Raw genomic sequence first — 16402 nt, forward strand, 5'->3', positions numbered from 1 at the left:
CCCGCGTCACATGACACGGCCTAGTGTTTCGGTGGCAACACTTCATTTTCGTGAACCAAGGAGCACCAAGTGACCACGAACATCACGGGCCGGGCCAAGCGCGGCGTCGCGGAGCAGTTCAAGGGCGGCGTCATCATGGATGTCGTCAACCCGGAGCAGGCGACGATCGCCCAGGAGGCCGGCGCCGTTGCCGTCATGGCCCTCGAGCGCGTCCCCGCTGACATCCGCGCCCAGGGCGGCGTGTCCCGCATGTCCGACCCGGACATGATCGACGGCATCATCGCCGCCGTGGACATCCCCGTCATGGCCAAGGCCCGTATCGGCCACTTCGTCGAGGCCCAGGTCCTGCAGTCCCTCGGCGTCGACTTCATCGACGAGTCCGAGGTGCTCACCCCGGCCGACTACGCCAACCACATCGACAAGTTCGCCTTCGACACCCCCTTCGTCTGCGGCGCCACCAACCTCGGCGAGGCCCTGCGCCGCATCAACGAGGGTGCGGCCATGATCCGCTCCAAGGGTGAGGCCGGCACCGGCGACGTCTCCAACGCCGTCACCCACATGCGCACCATCCGCGCCGAGATCGCCCGCCTCACCTCCCTGGCCGAGGACGAGCTCTATGTCGCCGCCAAGGAACTGCAGGCCCCCTACGAGCTCGTCGCCGAGGTCGCCCGCGAAGGCAGGCTCCCGGTGCCGCTGCTCACCGCCGGCGGCATCGCCACCCCGGCCGACGCCGCCATGATGATGCAGCTCGGCGCCGACGGCGTCTTCGTCGGCTCCGGCATCTTCAAGTCCGGCAACCCGGAGCAGCGCGCCCGGGCCATCGTCAAGGCCACCGAGAACTACGCCGACGCCGCGATCGTCGCCGACGTCTCCCGCGGCCTCGGCGAGGCCATGGTCGGCATCAACGTCGACGACCTGCCCGTCTCCCACCGCCTGGCCGAGCGCGGCTGGTAACACCCCGGCATGCACGAGGGGCCCCGACCGCACAGTTGGCAGTGCGGTCGGGGCCCCTGCTGCGTCGACTAGCTGACGGAACCGGCGATGGCGTCGGGATCGTACGGCGGGCCCATCATGACGAGGATGGTGAACACCACCGCGATGACCGCGAGCAGAATGGCGATCGAGCGGCCCGGGTGGCGGACGAACTGCGCCAGCACCTTCTCCGGTAGGGTGCGCGGCTCATCGGCCGGATCCGAGAAGCGCCAGCCGCCCTCGAGGAGACCCTTGCGGTCGGCCCACATGGTGAACGGCCAGGCGGCGAACGGGATGACGGACACGCCCATGCCGACGATGCCCTGCGCCACGGTCCAGCGGTTGTTGACCCACAGCAGGATCGTGATGGCGATGAAGGTGAGGAAGCCGAAACCGTGGATACCACCGGCAATGGGCATGAGCGCCTCGGTGGTGCCGGAGTACTTGAGGATCATGCCGAGGATGAGCAGGACCCAGGTGAACATCTCCAGGGCGGCGGCGAAACGGTGGAACGTGGCGGGGGTGAGCCCCCGCGCGGTGGTGGGGCGAGCGGTTGTCGTCATAATTGTCCAGCCTACCGGGGACAGGCCGAAACTCCATGGTCGCAGGCTCCACCATCCGGTTGATTTCCGGGGGGTAAGGTAATCGCCCATGGACATCGAGTACATCCTCGGGCTGGAGAAGATCGACACCGACATCTACCGCGGCCCGGCCGTGGAGTCGGAGCTGATCCGCACCTTCGGCGGCCAGGTGGCGGCCCAGGCGCTGGTGGCGGCCACGGAGACCGTCGAGGCGGGCAAGGCCGTGCACTCCCTGCACGGCTACTTCCTGGCGGCCGGCAAGGCGGCCGACCCGACCGTGTTCCTCGTCGACCGGCTGCGCGACGGCCGCAGCTTCTCCTCCCGCCAGGTCCGCGCGGTCCAGAACGGAGAGACGATCTTCTCCATGCAGGCCAGCTTCCACGTCCGCGACGACATCGGCCCCGAGCACTCCGACGTCATGCGCAGGGTGCCCATGCCGGAGGACTTCGCCGAGGGCGACTTCACCATGCCCGTGTCCTCCCGCGCGCTGCTCGAGGAGTGGGGCGACTGGGAGATCCACGTCGTGCCCCCGGAGAAGTACGAGCACAACAAGTACACCCCCTCCCAGCAGGTGGTGTGGTTCCGCTCCAAACGGCCCCTGCCCGACGACGAGCGCTTCCACGTCTGCACCCTCGCCTACATGTCCGACATGACGCTGCTGCACTCCTCCCTCGTGCCGCACCCGGGGCACAAGGTCCAGATGGCCAGCCTCGACCACGCCATGTGGTTCCTGCGTCCCTTCCGCGCCGACGACTGGCTCATGTACGACCAGGTCTCGCCCTCCGCGCACGCGGGGCGCGCGCTCACCCACGGCCGCATCTTCGACCGCGCCGGGAACCTCGTCGCCATGGTCACCCAGGAGGGGCTCACCCGCACGCTGCGGCCGGGGTCGCAGTCCATCCCGGTGAAGACGCCGGGTTCGGATTAGGGCGTTGCACTTTCACCCTGACTGAGGACATGTCACCAGGGCCCTGTCGATGTGACGGTGAAGAGCCATTTAACTAGTCCAACCATCTAGCCTTTAACATAACTGCACTAATAATCCGAGTTGCCACTGTGGTTGTAGCGAGAGCCCATCTCTCGCAACATATTTACAGGTTTACAGCATCAATAAATATGTCGTCCCCAACCGCAGTGAGACGCTTAGAACAATGGAATACTCTTCCAAACGCATTTTCAATTAACAATAGTAGAAGATTTTTCTCTATGGGATTCAAGGACATTCGCAATCTCTTGCCCACGTTTCAGAGAAGAAACTCCAATACGAATTACCTTGCTGTCAATAAGATAAAAAGCCAGGCAGCTCGTTGATTGCCCAGCATCGATAAAGATCTCTCCGCCACGCTTCAAGGATCCCCGATTTCCCCACTCCCGTTCGAGGGGTTTTATTGGCTCCACAGCAATCGACCGGATCTCTTCGAACTGGATTGTTTTTCTCCACAACGGTGGCAACTGCAACTGCACCGAATTTGAATTTGCAGACACTATGGTGCCAGCTCTCCAGTAAATGATCACGAACACTAAGCAAATAATAGTAAAAATTACCGATGGCAATGGGTTTACTAGGCCACTAAAAGTAACTGTTACCAAAAAAATAAGGGACATTGCCACTAGTAATCCTACTGTCCACCGGTGAGCGGACGGGATTCTATTGCCATATACTTTTTCCACAATTGATACTCTAACAGGAATTTATCTATACGGTGAAACAATCATAACGGGCTCTTCACGATTTAGAGTGCGTTGATCCTGGCCTGCAGCTGTCCGGAGTGGATCAGTGACCGCAAGATGTAGTGGTCGAGGTTCCGGAATCCGAGTGCGATGCCGCGTAGGTGCTCAAGCCGTCCGTCGATGGCTTCGACCGGGCCGTTGGACGCCCCAATGTCGAAGTAGGCGAGCACGTCCTCACGCCGGCGCCACAAGGTCCGTCCCAGTTGGGCGAGCTCCTCCAAGCCTTTCGGTAAGCCCTTGCGCAGGGTGTTGATGATCCGGTCCATCAGCTTCTTCCCCTCCTTTTTCTTCGGATGCCCGTACGCCTGGATCAGGTCCTGGTAGAACATCCAGGTGACTTCGAGTGCGACGTACTCATCGTCGGTGGCCCACAACAGGTCCAGCCGCCTGTTCTGCCGCGTCGTGAGGTAGTTCCTCCTGGTCAGCAAGGTGCGTCGGTACTTGTATAACGGATCATCCTTACGCCCACGCCGCCCCGAGGTTTCACGTTGCAGGCGTTGCCGACAGCAGGTCGAGCTTGTCCGCGGCCAGGTGCACGACATGGAAGGGATCCATGACCTTTCTCGCCTGAGGGAGCGCCTGGTCCACCGCGGTGGCGTAGCCGGCGAAGCCATTCATGGTCACCACCTGCACTTGTCTCCTGAACTCAGGGCTGCGTTCCTGCAGCCAGGTTCGCAGGACTTCTGCACTGCGTCCCGGGCGCATGTCCAGCAACCGGGCAGGACCTGCCCCGGTGACCAGGGGTGTGAGGTCCACCAGGACCGTCACAAACGACGATGGCTGGCCCGGGCGGCGGGTGTGCTTCCACACATGCTCGTCGACCCCGAGGATGCGTACGCCGTCCAGGTGGGAGGGGTTGTCGTAGACAAGCTTGCGGCAGGCGTCGACGGCAACCTGGTTGACCAGCTCCCAGCCCACCCCGAGTGCTTTCGCCGTGGCGGACACACTCATGCGGTCGACTGCCAGGCGCTGGAGGACCCAGCGGGTGACCCGGTGGGTCAGCTTCGCACCATCATCGGCACACGTCAGGGAGGCCTGGAAGATCTTCCTGTCGCAGGTGGTGTCCGTGCAGGTGACACGGGGGACGCGCACGTGCAGACGGGTGGGGAACCCCACGACGGGAAGGTCGACCAGGGTCCGGACGATGTGGTCCCGTAGCTTTCCGGGATTTCCGCACTCGGGGCAGAGGCCAGACACGGTCACGGGTGCGGCGTCGATAATGGTGAGGGTGCCGGCGTCGGCGGCACCGGTGATCGTCAGGCCGATTTCCGCGGTACGGCAGATGGTGTCGGCCACGAGGTTGCCAGTAGTAGGCTGCACAGCAGGGTCCTGGTTCGGTCAGATGGAAGCTTCGCAACTCTCATCTTGTACCGGCCAGGACCCCTATATGTTGTGCCACCCCGAACTCCACCCTGGGCTCACCTACGCACTCCGAAACGCGAAGAGCCGGTATAGGTGCACGGGAGGCGGAGTCGCCGGCCGGGAGTCGCGGATCGGCGCGACTTTCCGCACTCGGACTGGCGTTCGGCACGGGCGGGCTGCGTATACTTGGTCAAGTCAAATCACGTGACGTCCCTGTTCGCCCGGTGTTGCCCGCTCCCGCGGGGTGGTTGATCCACGCCCCCGCGGTCGAGCGTCGGCACCCGCCACGGCGGTGAGCAGGGCAGGAAGAAAGGGAACCGATGGCAGGCCATTCAAAGTGGGCGACCACCAAGCACAAGAAGGCGGCGAACGATGCCAAGCGCTCCAAGGAGTGGGCCAAGGCGATCAAGGCCATTGAGGTCGCGGCCCGCATGGGCGGTGGCGATCCGGCCGGTAACCCGACGCTGGACGACATGATCAAGAAGGCCAAGAAGGCCTCCGTCCCCAACGACAACATCGAGCGTGCCCGCAAGCGCGGCGCCGGCGAGGAGGCCGGTGGCTCCGACTGGGAGAACATCACCTACGAGGGTTACGGCCCCAACGGTGTCGCCGTCCTCATCGAGTGCCTCACCGACAACCGCAACCGCGCCGCCACCGAGGTCCGCACCGCCATGTCCAAGAACGGCGGCAACCTCGGCGAGTCCGGTTCCGTCGCGTACCTGTTCACCCGCACCGGCATCGTGCTGGTGGAGAAGGGTGAGCTGAGCGAGGACGACGTCCTCATGGCGGTCCTCGACGCCGGCGCCGAGGAGGTCAATGACCTCGGGGAGAAGTTCGAGGTCGTCTGCGCCCCGACCGATCTGCAGGCCGTCAAGGAGGCCCTCGAGGCCGCCGACATCGCCGTCGATGAAGCCGACCAGGACTTCCGTGCCTCCGTCGAGGTGCCCCTGGACGTCGAGGGGGCGAAGAAGATGTTCAAGCTCATCGACGCCCTCGAGGACTCCGACGACGTCCAGGACGTCTACACCAACATGGACCTCTCCGACGAGGTCCTCGCCGCCCTCGACGACTAGTTCGGACGTGTGTGCTATAACTGGGGGAACACTGGCACACAGGAGGGTGTAACGCGTGAGTCTGGCTGGACTGCGGGTGATGGGCATTGACCCGGGTTTGACCCGGTGCGGTCTGTCCGTCGTCCAGGCAGGTCGGGGGCGGGAGGTGCTGCCCGTGGCCGTCGGGGTGGTGCGCACCCCGGCTGGCGCCGAGCTCGCCGAACGCCTGCTGCGGCTGTCGACGGCCGTCAACGAGTGGATGGACGACTATCGTCCGGACGTCGTGGCGGTCGAGCGCGTGTTTGAACGCGGCAACGTCTCCACCGTCATGCACACCGCCCACGCCTCCGGGGTGCTGGTTCTGGCGGCCGCGCAGCGGGGGATCCCGGTGCACATGTACACGCCCTCGGAGGTCAAGAAGGCGATCTCCGGCAACGGGCGGGCCGACAAGAAGCAGATGACCTCCATGATCACCCGCATCCTGGGGTTGTCCGCGCCGCCGAAACCGGCCGACGCCGCCGATGCCCTGGCCCTGGCCGTCTGCCACTGCTGGCGCGCCCCGCTGCTCGCCCGCACCACCGCCCTGCTCAACCCTGGAGGAACATCGTGATCGCATCGGTTCGTGGCACCGTCATCGCCCTCGGCCTGGACCATGTGGTCATCGAGTGCGCGGGCGTGGGCTACCGGGTGGAGGCCACCCCGGCGACCCTGGCCACCCTGCGCCGCGGGGAGGAGGCGGTCCTGCTCACCAGCCTCATCGTCCGCGAGGACGCACACATCCTCCACGGTTTCGCCTCCGACGAGGACCGCGGCATGTTCCACCTCCTGCAGACCGTCACCGGGCTGGGCCCGCGCCTGGCGGTGGCCTGCCTGTCGGTCTTCAACGCGGGGGAGATCTCCGCGGCGATCGCGGGGGAGGACGCGAAGGCGCTGCAGCGGATACCGGGCGTCGGTAAGCGGATGGCCGAGCGGCTGGTCCTGGAACTGAAGGACAAGGTCGCGGCCTACGCGCCGGCCCCCGCCGAGGGGGAGGCGGTCGTGCCCGACCTCACCCCGGCGGCGGAGTCCGTGGCGTTGCAGGTCACCGAGGCGCTCGTCGGACTCGGCTTCACCGACCGCGTGGCGGCCCCGGTGGTCGAGGGCGTGCTCGCCGAGAACCCCGAGCTCGACACCGCCGCCGCGCTGCGTGCCGCGCTGACCCAGCTCGGCCGGAAGTAGGCTGGGGCGTCGTGAGTGACATGGAGCGCACCGAGTTCAGGTTGCCGGACGGATTCGACATCGACCGGGACGTCGATACGCGGCTGCAGGCGGGGGAGCAGGAGTCGGAGACGACCCTGCGCCCGAAGAACCTCGACGAGTTCATCGGCCAGCAGAAGGTGCGTGACCAGCTCTCGCTCGTGCTCACCGGCGCGAAGAACCGCGGCGTCACCCCGGATCACGTGCTGCTGTCCGGCCCGCCCGGACTGGGCAAGACGACGATGGCGATGATCATCGCGCAGGAACTCAACACCAACCTCCGCATGACCTCCGGCCCGGCGCTCGAGCGCGCGGGCGATCTCGCGGCGATGCTGTCGAACCTCATGGAGGGTGACGTCCTGTTCATCGACGAGATCCACCGCATCGCCCGGCCTGCGGAGGAGATGCTGTACATGGCGATGGAGGACTTCCGGATCGACGTCATCGTCGGCAAGGGGCCCGGTGCCACGTCCATCCCGCTGGAACTCCCGCCGTTCACCCTGGTCGGAGCGACGACGCGGTCCGGCATGCTCACCGGCCCCCTGCGCGACCGTTTCGGTTTCACCGCGCAGATGGAGTTCTACGACGTCGCCGACCTCACCCGCGTGGTCACCCGCGCCGCGAAGATCCTCGACGTCACGATGGACCCGGATGCCGCAGTCGAGATCGCGTCCCGCTCGCGGGGGACGCCGCGTATCGCCAACCGGCTGCTGCGCCGGGTGCGTGACTTCGCGGAGGTCAACGCCGACGGCCACATCAACCTCGCCGCCGCCCAGGGTGCGCTCGAGATCTTCGACGTCGACGAGCTCGGCCTCGACCGGCTCGACCGCTCGGTGCTCTCCGCGCTCATCCGCGGGCATGGCGGCGGGCCCGTCGGTGTGAACACCCTGGCCATCGCCGTCGGCGAGGAACCCGGGACCGTCGAGGAGGTGTGCGAGCCCTACCTGGTGCGCGCCGGCCTCATCGCCCGCACCGGGCGGGGGCGCGTGGCCACGGCCAGCGCGTGGCGGCACCTGGGCCTCGAGCCGCCGGAGGGCGCGCTCGGCCTGTTCTGACCGCCGGCCCGCGGCACAGTAGCCCGCGATGGGCCTCCGGAAGCCGCTGGAAAAGGGCTTCGGGGTAGGAAAGGCCGCTCCCGCGGTGGTTCAGGTGGTATGCGACCGCAGCGATCTGGCACACTGACACATCATGGATATCCTTCTCCTCGTCCTCATTGTCGCGATCTTCATCCTGCCGTCGTTCCTCATGATGCGCAGCCAGCGTCGCCGCCAGACCGAGATGCAGAACATGCAGTCCGCACTCGGTGTCGGGGACCGCGTGGTCACCGTCGCCGGCATCCACGGCACCATCGTCAACGCGCGCGAGACCCAGGTGGAGATCGAGATCGCCCCGGGCGTCCAGGTCACCATGGACCGCATCGCCATCATGCGTAAGGCCACCCCGGAGGACCTCGGCGTCATCGGCGGTGCCACCGCAGCCGGTGCCGGCACCATCCCGGCCGCCGACGAGCAGGTCGGCTACCAGCACCCGGAGTACCCGGAGGCCACCGACCACACCGACTACACCGACCGCACCGACTACCCGGAGCACCCGGAGAACCGCCCCGACGGCGGCCACCCTGAGAACCGTTAGACGACGCTCGAGATGCCCTTCCCGCTCGTCGGGCCGGTCATGCCGCCGCCCGGGCGGTGTGAGCGGGGAACGTGACGTCGATAAGCAACCTGACCCGCCGCACCCGGGGTGCGGCGGGTCCGTCATTTCCCGGTTAACTTGCCGGGGCCGCGCACTGCCCGGCCAGCCGCCATGACGTAGCATGATCGGTTGTGCACCTGCCGCCGACCCCGGTCGCGCGGGTGGAAGTCAGAGACATAAAAACAGATGGAGACAGTTCATTGTCCGTCACAACCCGACGCGAGAAGGCGGGGTCCCAGCGGGCCTGGCCGAAGCGCGCGCTGGCGCTGTTCGCCCTGATCGTCGCCGTGGTGTGGGCGCTGGTGTTCTTCACCGGTGACCGCCAGGCCAGCCCGAAGCTGGGCATCGACCTGCAGGGCGGTACCCGCGTCACCCTCGTCCCGCAGGGCCAGGAGCCGACGCAGGACCAGCTGTCGCAGGCCCGCACCATCCTGGAGAACCGTGTCAACGGCATGGGCGTCTCGGGTGCGAGCGTGGTCACGGACGGTAACACGCTGGTCATCACGGTCCCGGGCGAGGACACCTCCGAGGCCCGCGCCGTCGGCCAGACGTCGCAGCTGCTGTTCCGCCCGGTGGCCACCCCGGCGAACCCGGACATGGCCGCCCTGGGCGACGCGCTGGGGGAGATGGCCAACCGCTGGGTGGAGCTGGGCATCATCACCACCGAGCAGGCCGAGGACTCCATCACCACGGTCATCGACGCAGTGAACAACCAGCAGCCGGAGGGCACCGACCCGGTCGAGGCACCGGAGGTCACCGCCACGCCGCTGCCGGAGCCGGCCAACTCGATCGAGTCGACGGAGCGTCGTCAGGAGATCACCGAGCAGCTGCGCACGGACCGTCAGTCGACGGACCCGACCGTGCAGGCGGCGGCCAGCACCCTGCTGCGTTGCGACGCCCCGACCGACCCGCTCGCCGGCACCGACGACGCGGCCCTGCCGCTGGTCACCTGCGAGCCGGGCACCGGTCAGGTCTACCTGCTGGACCCGGCACCGCTGCTGTCCGGCATCACCGACGAGGACGGCCCGCGCCTGACGGGCAACGAGATCGACACCGACCGCCCCATCACCGGCGGTTTCAACCCGGACTCGGGTCAGATGGAGATCAACTTCGCCTTCAAGACGGACGGCGCGAACTCCGGTTCCCAGACCTGGGCGGACCTCACCCGCGACTACCTGCAGCAGCAGGTGGCCATCACCCTGGACTCGCGCGTCATCTCCGCGCCGGTCATCCAGTCGGCGACTCCCTTCGGTTCGGCGACCTCCATCACGGGTAACTTCACCCAGGAGTCGGCGGCCGAGCTCGCCAACAATCTGCGCTACGGCGCGCTGCCGCTGTCGTTCGCCGGTGAGGACGGCGAGCCGGGCGGCACCGCCCAGTCGGTGCCCGCCTCCCTCGGTGTGGCCTCGCTGCAGGCGGGTCTCATCGCCGGTGTCGTCGGCCTCATCCTCGTGGCGATCTTCGTGTTCGCCTACTACCGACTCTTCGGTTTCATCTCGCTGATCACCCTGTTCACCGCGGGTCTGCTGGTCTACGGCTCGCTCATCCTGCTGGGTCGCTGGATCGGCTACTCGCTGGACCTGTCCGGCGTCGCCGGCCTCATCATCGGTATCGGCACCACCGCCGACTCCTTCGTCGTGTTCTACGAGCGCGTCAAGGACGAGGTCCGCGAGGGCCGCACCTTCCGCTCCGCGGCGCAGCACGGCTGGGAGCGCGCGAAGCGCACCATCGTCACGGGCAACATGGTCACCCTCATCGGTGCGGTGGTCATCTACTTCCTCGCCGTTGGCGAGGTCAAGGGCTTCGCGTTCACGCTGGGCCTGACCACCGTGTTCGACCTGCTGGTCACGTTCCTGGTCACGGCGCCGCTCATGCTGCTTGCCGCCCGCAAGCCGTTCTTCGCCAAGCCCTCCGTCAACGGCATGGGCAAGGTGTTCGAGCTGGCCGCGCGCAACCGTCGCGAAGCAGCGGCCGCCCCCACCAGCACAGGCAGCACCGCCAGCACTGCAGTCACCGCCAGCACTGCAGTCACCGCCACCCCGGAGGAGAAGTAGATGAGCAACGGCACTTTCAACCGTCTGTACACCGGTGAGGGCGGCGTCGACTTCATCGGCCGGTCGCGCCTGTGGTACTGGATCACCGCCGTGCTGCTGGTCATCTCGGTCGCGGCGATCGGCATCCGTGGTTTCGACCTCAGCATCGACTTCGAGGGCGGCACCAAGATGAACATGCCGGCCGGGGAGCTGGTCGTCGAGGAGGTCGAGGAGACCTTCGTCGAGGCCACCGGCGTCACCCCGGAGATCACGCAGATCGTCGGCGCCGGTGACTCCCGCACCCTGGAGATCAACTCGGAGCGTCTGACCACAGAGCAGATCGACAATGCCCGCGCCGCCATCTACGAGGAGCACCAGCCCCTCGACGCGCAGGGCCAGCCGTCCCCGGACGCGATCGGTGACTCCACGGTCTCCGAGTCGTGGGGTTCGACGATCACGCAGCGCATGCTCATCGCGATGGCCGTGTTCCTCGGCCTGGCGTTCCTCTACATCGCCTTCCGCCTGGAGAAGGAGATGGCGGCGGCGGCGATGATCGCCCTGCTGGTCGACGGCATCCTCATCGCCGGCATCTACGCGCTGTTCGGCTTCGAGGTGTCCCCGGCGTCGGTCATCGGTCTGCTCACGGTGCTGTCGTTCTCCATCTACGACACGGTCATCGTCTTCGACAAGGTGCGTGAGAACACCGCCGGCTACCTCAATTCCCGACGTTCGACGTACGGGGAGGAGGCGAACCTGGCGGTCAACCAGACGGTCATGCGTTCCATCTCCACGTCGGTGATCTCGGCACTGCCGATCATCGCCCTCATGATCGTCGCGGTGTGGCTCATGGGTGTGGGCACCCTCAAGGACCTGGCGCTCATCCAGCTCATCGGCGTCGTCGAGGGCATCTTCTCCTCGATCTTCCTGGCCACCCCGATCCTCGTGGGCCTGATGAACCGCCGCAAGGACACGAAGAAGCACAACCAGGAGGTAGCGGACTACCGCGCGGGCAAGCTCACCGACGAGAACCCGGTCGAGGGCGACGAGCTTGTCGACGCCGCCCCGAAGCGCACCGTCGCCGGACCGGACACCCCCGCTCCGGGCAGCACCTGGCGGCCGGGCCGCAGTTAGTGTTCTCCACCCCGGCGGACGGCATATACTGGGCAGATCATGATCCGGTGCTGGTATCTCCCGGGCCGGGGGACGGAGAAAGGCGAGACGTGTCGAATCGGATGAAGTCGGGGGCCCGGGGTGTGGCCGCCGCCGTGGCGTTCGCGGTGGGTGCCTCCCTGCTGGTCGCCTGCTCCGAGGAGGGTGCGCAGCCGGCTGCCCCCGAGGAGGGGGCCGTCGCCAGCACCGATTTCTTCGGGTACCTGCTCGACACGACGCTGCCCACCTCGAACGCGGCGTCCCGGGTGGGCGCGTCGTCGAACACGGAGGCCCTGTCGGGTCGCCTTTATCCGGCGGTGTTCGTGCCGGGGCCGTCGGGGCAGATGATCCCCAACACGGATCTCGTGCAGACGCAGGTGCTTCCCGGGGCGAACCGGCAGGTGGTCTACACGCTGGCGGAGGACGCCACGTACTCCGACGGTGTGCCGGTCACCTGCACGGATTTCCTGCTGCACTACAAGGCCGGTGTCCATGAGGGGCTCTTCGACTCCCACCTGCCGCAGACCGAGGAGGTTCTGCGGCTCGACTGCGAACCGGGGCAGAAGCGGTTCACCGTGGTGTTCAACGAGGAGGCGGGCGGCCGGTGGCGGCATCTCTTCGGCCCGGGTACCGTCCTGCCGGCGCATGCCGTGGCGGCGAAGGCGGGGCTGAGCGAGCAGGAGCTGCACACCGCGCTGCAGACCGATGACGTGGTCACCCTCGCGGAGGTGGCACCGATCTGGCGCGACGGTTTCGATCTCGCCTCCTTCGATCCGCAGCTGCAGGTCACGTCCGGCCCCTTCGTCATCGACCGGGTGGGGGAGAGCGGGGAGGTCGTTCTCGTCCCCAACGAGCACTACTACGGCGATCAGCCGAACCTCGACACCATCGTCGTGTGGCCGCGTGGCACGGACGCGGCCGGGCTGCTCGCGGAGGATGCGCTGCGTATCGCCGATGTTCGCACCGCGGAGCCGACGTGGGTCAACCGCGACGACCCGACGAACACCCTCGACATCTCCGAGGCGGTGGGCGACCTGACGGACACGCTCATGCTCGGCGACCAGGGTGTGTTCGGCAGCCCGTGGGCCCGGGAGTCCTTCGCCGCGTGTGTGGATCACCGGGCGGTGGCGGAGGCGTCGTCACGCATCAGTGGGGTGGAGGTCCCGGCCGTGGGGCTGCACACGCTGCCGCACCACGATCCGTTGGCCCCGCTGCTGGCGGAGGTCGGCGATGCGCACCTGGGCACCGACATCCCGCGCGCGCAGGCGATGGCCGGGGCCACGGTGCGCATCGGTTACTCAGGCCCGGACGAGCGTAAGGCCGCCATGGTGGAGGCGATCCGCGTGTCGTGCGAGGAGGCCGGGATCACGGTCGTCGATGCGTCCGCGGAGGCGTCGACGCTGGCGGATGTCACCCGCATGGGTACCGGTCAGTGGGGTGAGCAGGTCTTCGTGGAGGGGGAGCTCGACGCGGTGCTCATGGCCGTCGACCCCATGGCGGAGTTCGGTGCGGCCTCGGCCCGGGCGAACTCGCTGCCGTATCTGCGGGAGCGGGAGGAGGAACTGTGGGAGTCCGTCCCGAGTATCCCCTTGTCGGCTCAACCCCGCCGATTCGTGATCGACCGCACAGTGGGTAACGTAGTGATGTACACAGGACTGGCCGGTATCGGCTGGAACATGGACCGATGGCTGAGCGAGGACGACGGTGCTGGAGCAGACGCAGATGAATAAGTACGGAAGCGCCCGCGAGGCGCTCTCCGCCCGGATCCGTTACGTGCAGGACTGGCCGGAGGAGGGGATCCTCTTCGAGGATCTCACCCCGGTGCTGGCGGATGCGGATGCGTTCCAGATCGTCGTCGATGAGCTTGCCGACGCCTGCGTCCGCCTCGGTGCCCAGATGATCGGCGGCCTCGACGCCCGTGGTTTCCTACTCGGCTCGGCCGTGGCCTACAAGCTGGGCCTGGGCATCCTGGCGATCCGTAAGAAGGGCAAGCTGCCGCCCCCGGTGGTCACCGAGGAGTACTCGCTGGAGTACGGCACCGCCGCCCTGGAGGTCCCGGAGGACGGCCAGGAGCTGGAGGGGGTGCGGATCGTGCTGGTGGACGACGTCCTCGCGACCGGTGGCACCCTCGTCGCCGCCCGGAAGCTCATCGAGCACTGCGGCGGTGAGGTCGTGGGCAACGTCGTCGTCCTGGAGGTGGCGGAGCTCGGCGGGCGCGAGCGCCTGGCCGATCTGCCGCTGGTGGTGATCAACGAATGACCGACCGCAACCGGAACCGCTCCAACGTCGGCGTGCGCGGGATGTCGGCCCGCCTGGCGCGGTCGCTGACCGGCACCCGGGCGAAGACGAACCCGGTGCTCGACCCGTTGCTGTCGATCCACCGCCAGTTCCACCCGCGGGCCGACGCCGAGCTGCTGTCCCGGGCCTATGATCTGGCGGAGACCCTCCACGAGGGCGTGTTCCGTAAGTCGGGGGACCCCTACATCACGCACCCGCTGGCGGTGGCCACCATCGCCGCGGAGATCGGCATGGACACCACCACACTCGTCGCGGCGCTGCTGCACGACACGGTGGAGGACACCGACTACTCCCTCGAGCAGCTCACCGACGACTTCGGGGCCGAGGTCGCCCGCCTCGTCGACGGGGTGACCAAGCTGGACAAGGTCGCCCTGGGCGCGGCCGCCGAGGCGGAGACCATCCGCAAGATGATCGTCGCCATGGCGCAGGATCCGCGCGTCCTGGTGATCAAGGTGGCCGACCGCCTGCACAACATGCGCACCATGCGTTTCCTCCCGCCGGAGAAGCAGGCGAAGAAGGCCCGCCAGACCCTCGAGGTCATCGCCCCGCTGGCGCACCGCCTCGGAATGGCGAGTGTGAAGTGGGAGCTGGAGGACCTGTCGTTCGCCATCCTCTACCCGAAGAAGTACGACGAGATCGTCCGTCTCGTCGCCGACCGGGCCCCCTCGCGTGATCGCGCGCTCAAGGAGATCGTCACCCAGGTGACCACCGCCCTGCGCGACAACAACATCGAGGCCGAGGTCATGGGCCGCCCGAAGCACTACTGGTCGATCTACCAGAAGATGATCGTCCGGGGCCGCGACTTCGACGAGATCTTCGACCTGGTGGGTATCCGCATCCTCGTCGACAACGTCAACAACTGCTACGCCGCCATCGGAGTCGTCCACTCCCTGTACTCGGCGCTGCCGGGACGTTTCAAGGACTACATCTCGTCCCCGCGTTTCGGCGTGTACCAGTCGCTGCACACCACGGTCATGGCCCTGCAGGGTCGTCCCCTCGAGGTGCAGGTGCGCACGCACGAGATGCACTACAACGCCGAGTTCGGCGTCGCCGCGCACTGGCGCTACAAGGAGACGAAGGGCTCCCACAAGGGTGACCGCGAGGAGGTCGACCAGATGGCGTGGATGCGCCAGCTGCTCGACTGGCAGAAGGAGGCCGCGGACCCCAACGAGTTCCTTGACTCCCTGCGCTACGATCTCACGGCCAAGCAGATCTTCGTGTTCACCCCCAAAGGTGACGTGGTCAACCTACCGGCCGAATCCACCCCGGTGGACTTCGCGTACGCGGTGCACACCGAGGTCGGCCACCGCTGCATCGGAGCCAAGGTCAACGGCAAGCTCGTGGCCCTGGAGTCGGCGCTGAAGTCCGGCGACCGCGTCGAGGTGTTCACGTCCAAGGACCAGAATGCGGGTCCGTCGCGCGACTGGCAGAACTTCGTCGTGTCCCCGCGGGCCAAGGCGAAGATCCGCCAGTGGTTCGCCAAGGAGCGCCGCGAGGAGCATCTCGACGCCGGCCGCGACGCCCTCGCCGCCGAGGTGCAGCGCGGCGGCCTGCCCATGCACCGCCTGTTCACCGCGCAGTCGATGAAGACGGTGGCGACGCAGCTGCACTACCCGGACGTCGACGCCCTCTACACCGCCATCGGGGCGGGCAGCGTCTCCGCGCAGCACGTGGCCAACCAGCTCATGGCCGCGTTCGGCGACCAGGACGACGCCGTCGACGCCCTCGCCGCGCGCACCCCGATCTCCGAGATCATCAGTTCCCGCGCCCAGGCGAAGGACTCCGAGACGGGCACCGGCGTGCTCGTTGAGGGGAGCCCGGACGTCATGGCGAAGATGGCCAAGTGCTGCCAGCCGGTCCCGGGCGACGAGATCTTCGGTTTCGTCACCCGCGGCGGGGGAGTGTCCGTCCACCGGGCGGACTGCACGAACGCCGAGAAGCTGCGGCAGGAGCCGGAGCGGCTCATCGACGTCGCCTGGGCCACCACGGGTCTGTCCGGCGGGGCCTTCGCCGCGACGCTACAGGTCGAGGCGCTCGACCGCCAGGGCCTGCTCTTCGAAATCACCCGGGTATTCAGCGACCAGAAGCTCTCGGTCATGTCGATGAATTCGCAGGCGACCGACGACCACATCGCGACCATCCGGATGACGTTCTCGGTCTCCGACACCAAACAGCTCGGCCAGCTGCTCACGACGCTGCGCAACACCGAGGGAGTGTTCGACGTCTACCGCGTGACCGCCTGACCCGCGGGTTCCCCCGGAACCTGCCGGACCCGGCCCGCGGCGGTGACTAGGGT

At 67.1% G+C, this 16402-nt stretch carries 14 protein-coding genes and 1 pseudogene; 12 read left to right on the forward strand and 3 right to left on the reverse strand.

The window, feature by feature from the left end; genetic code table 11:
* Positions 1-69: 69 nt before the first annotated feature.
* Positions 70-954 (forward strand): pyridoxal 5'-phosphate synthase lyase subunit PdxS, encoded by an 885-nt coding sequence (gene pdxS, locus B9Y70_RS11180; RefSeq protein ID WP_085550345.1) that lies wholly within the window; start codon positions 70-72, stop codon positions 952-954.
* A gap of 68 nt (positions 955-1022) precedes the next feature.
* Here the strand turns inward: pdxS and B9Y70_RS11185 are convergent, their stop codons facing one another.
* Positions 1023-1535 carry a DUF3817 domain-containing protein gene (locus B9Y70_RS11185; protein WP_085550346.1) on the reverse strand — a complete coding sequence of 171 codons (513 nt, stop codon included), beginning with the start codon at positions 1533-1535 and terminating at the stop codon, positions 1023-1025.
* 88 nt (positions 1536-1623) lie between these two features.
* On the opposite strand from B9Y70_RS11185, the gene B9Y70_RS11190 reads away from it, so the two are divergent.
* A complete protein-coding gene (locus B9Y70_RS11190) occupies positions 1624-2481 on the forward strand; it encodes an acyl-CoA thioesterase (RefSeq protein WP_085550347.1) in 858 nt (285 codons plus the stop codon).
* Between the two features lie 248 nt (positions 2482-2729).
* On the opposite strand, the gene B9Y70_RS12685 is transcribed toward B9Y70_RS11190, so the two are convergent.
* On the reverse strand, positions 2730-3074 hold the full coding sequence (locus B9Y70_RS12685; RefSeq protein WP_143337630.1) for a hypothetical protein: 345 nt from the start codon (positions 3072-3074) through the stop codon (positions 2730-2732).
* A 212-nt stretch (positions 3075-3286) separates the two neighbouring features.
* Positions 3287-4604: pseudogene (locus B9Y70_RS11195) on the reverse strand (ISL3 family transposase).
* Positions 4605-4966: 362 nt separating this feature from the next.
* Here B9Y70_RS11195 and B9Y70_RS11200 point away from each other — a divergent pair.
* From B9Y70_RS11200 to B9Y70_RS11245, 10 genes are all read left to right on the forward strand, one after another.
* Positions 4967-5719: a YebC/PmpR family DNA-binding transcriptional regulator gene (locus B9Y70_RS11200; protein WP_085550348.1), complete on the forward strand. Its 753-nt coding sequence runs from the start codon at positions 4967-4969 to the stop codon at positions 5717-5719.
* Positions 5720-5774: 55 nt separating this feature from the next.
* Positions 5775-6308, forward strand: coding sequence for a crossover junction endodeoxyribonuclease RuvC (ruvC, locus tag B9Y70_RS11205; RefSeq protein ID WP_085550349.1), 534 nt, complete (start codon positions 5775-5777; stop codon positions 6306-6308).
* Positions 6305-6916: a Holliday junction branch migration protein RuvA gene (ruvA, locus tag B9Y70_RS11210; protein ID WP_085550350.1), complete on the forward strand. Its 612-nt coding sequence runs from the start codon at positions 6305-6307 to the stop codon at positions 6914-6916. The genes ruvC and ruvA overlap by 4 nt, the downstream gene beginning before the upstream one ends.
* 11 nt (positions 6917-6927) lie before the next feature.
* Positions 6928-7989 carry a Holliday junction branch migration DNA helicase RuvB gene (gene ruvB, locus B9Y70_RS11215; protein ID WP_085550351.1) on the forward strand — a complete coding sequence of 354 codons (1062 nt, stop codon included), beginning with the start codon at positions 6928-6930 and terminating at the stop codon, positions 7987-7989.
* Positions 7990-8122: 133 nt separating this feature from the next.
* Entirely contained in the window at positions 8123-8566 is a 444-nt protein-coding gene (gene yajC / locus B9Y70_RS11220) for a preprotein translocase subunit YajC (RefSeq protein ID WP_085550352.1), read from the forward strand.
* Positions 8567-8826: 260 nt separating this feature from the next.
* Positions 8827-10680, forward strand: coding sequence for a protein translocase subunit SecD (gene secD, locus B9Y70_RS11225; protein WP_085550353.1), 1854 nt, complete (start codon positions 8827-8829; stop codon positions 10678-10680).
* Entirely contained in the window at positions 10681-11790 is a 1110-nt protein-coding gene (gene secF, locus B9Y70_RS11230) for a protein translocase subunit SecF (RefSeq protein WP_085550354.1), read from the forward strand.
* 101 nt (positions 11791-11891) lie between these two features.
* Positions 11892-13538, forward strand: a complete 1647-nt coding sequence (locus B9Y70_RS11235) for an ABC transporter substrate-binding protein (protein WP_085550355.1) — start codon at positions 11892-11894, stop codon at positions 13536-13538.
* Positions 13531-14067, forward strand: a complete 537-nt coding sequence (locus tag B9Y70_RS11240) for an adenine phosphoribosyltransferase (RefSeq protein ID WP_085550409.1) — start codon at positions 13531-13533, stop codon at positions 14065-14067. Before B9Y70_RS11235 ends, B9Y70_RS11240 begins: the two co-directional genes overlap by 8 nt.
* A complete protein-coding gene (locus B9Y70_RS11245) occupies positions 14064-16349 on the forward strand; it encodes a RelA/SpoT family protein (protein ID WP_085550356.1) in 2286 nt (761 codons plus the stop codon). Before B9Y70_RS11240 ends, B9Y70_RS11245 begins: the two co-directional genes overlap by 4 nt.
* Positions 16350-16402: the final 53 nt, after the last annotated feature.

The organism is Corynebacterium pollutisoli (genome assembly GCF_900177745.1).
GTDB classification, from domain to species: domain Bacteria; phylum Actinomycetota; class Actinomycetes; order Mycobacteriales; family Mycobacteriaceae; genus Corynebacterium; species Corynebacterium pollutisoli.

Bases quoted from the DNA above. Each gene is read 5' to 3' on its own strand.
- B9Y70_RS11185 (WP_085550346.1), bottom strand. From the start codon at position 1,535: ATGACGACAACCGCTCGCCCCACCACCGCGCGGGGGCTCACCCCCGCC.
- B9Y70_RS11190 (WP_085550347.1), top strand. From the start codon at position 1,624: ATGGACATCGAGTACATCCTCGGGCTGGAGAAGATCGACACCGACATC.
- B9Y70_RS11200 (WP_085550348.1), top strand. From the start codon at position 4,967: ATGGCAGGCCATTCAAAGTGGGCGACCACCAAGCACAAGAAGGCGGCG.
- yajC (WP_085550352.1), top strand. From the start codon at position 8,123: ATGGATATCCTTCTCCTCGTCCTCATTGTCGCGATCTTCATCCTGCCG.
- secF (WP_085550354.1), top strand. From the start codon at position 10,681: ATGAGCAACGGCACTTTCAACCGTCTGTACACCGGTGAGGGCGGCGTC.
- B9Y70_RS11235 (WP_085550355.1), top strand. From the start codon at position 11,892: ATGAAGTCGGGGGCCCGGGGTGTGGCCGCCGCCGTGGCGTTCGCGGTG.
- B9Y70_RS11240 (WP_085550409.1), top strand. From the start codon at position 13,531: ATGAATAAGTACGGAAGCGCCCGCGAGGCGCTCTCCGCCCGGATCCGT.
- B9Y70_RS11245 (WP_085550356.1), top strand. From the start codon at position 14,064: ATGACCGACCGCAACCGGAACCGCTCCAACGTCGGCGTGCGCGGGATG.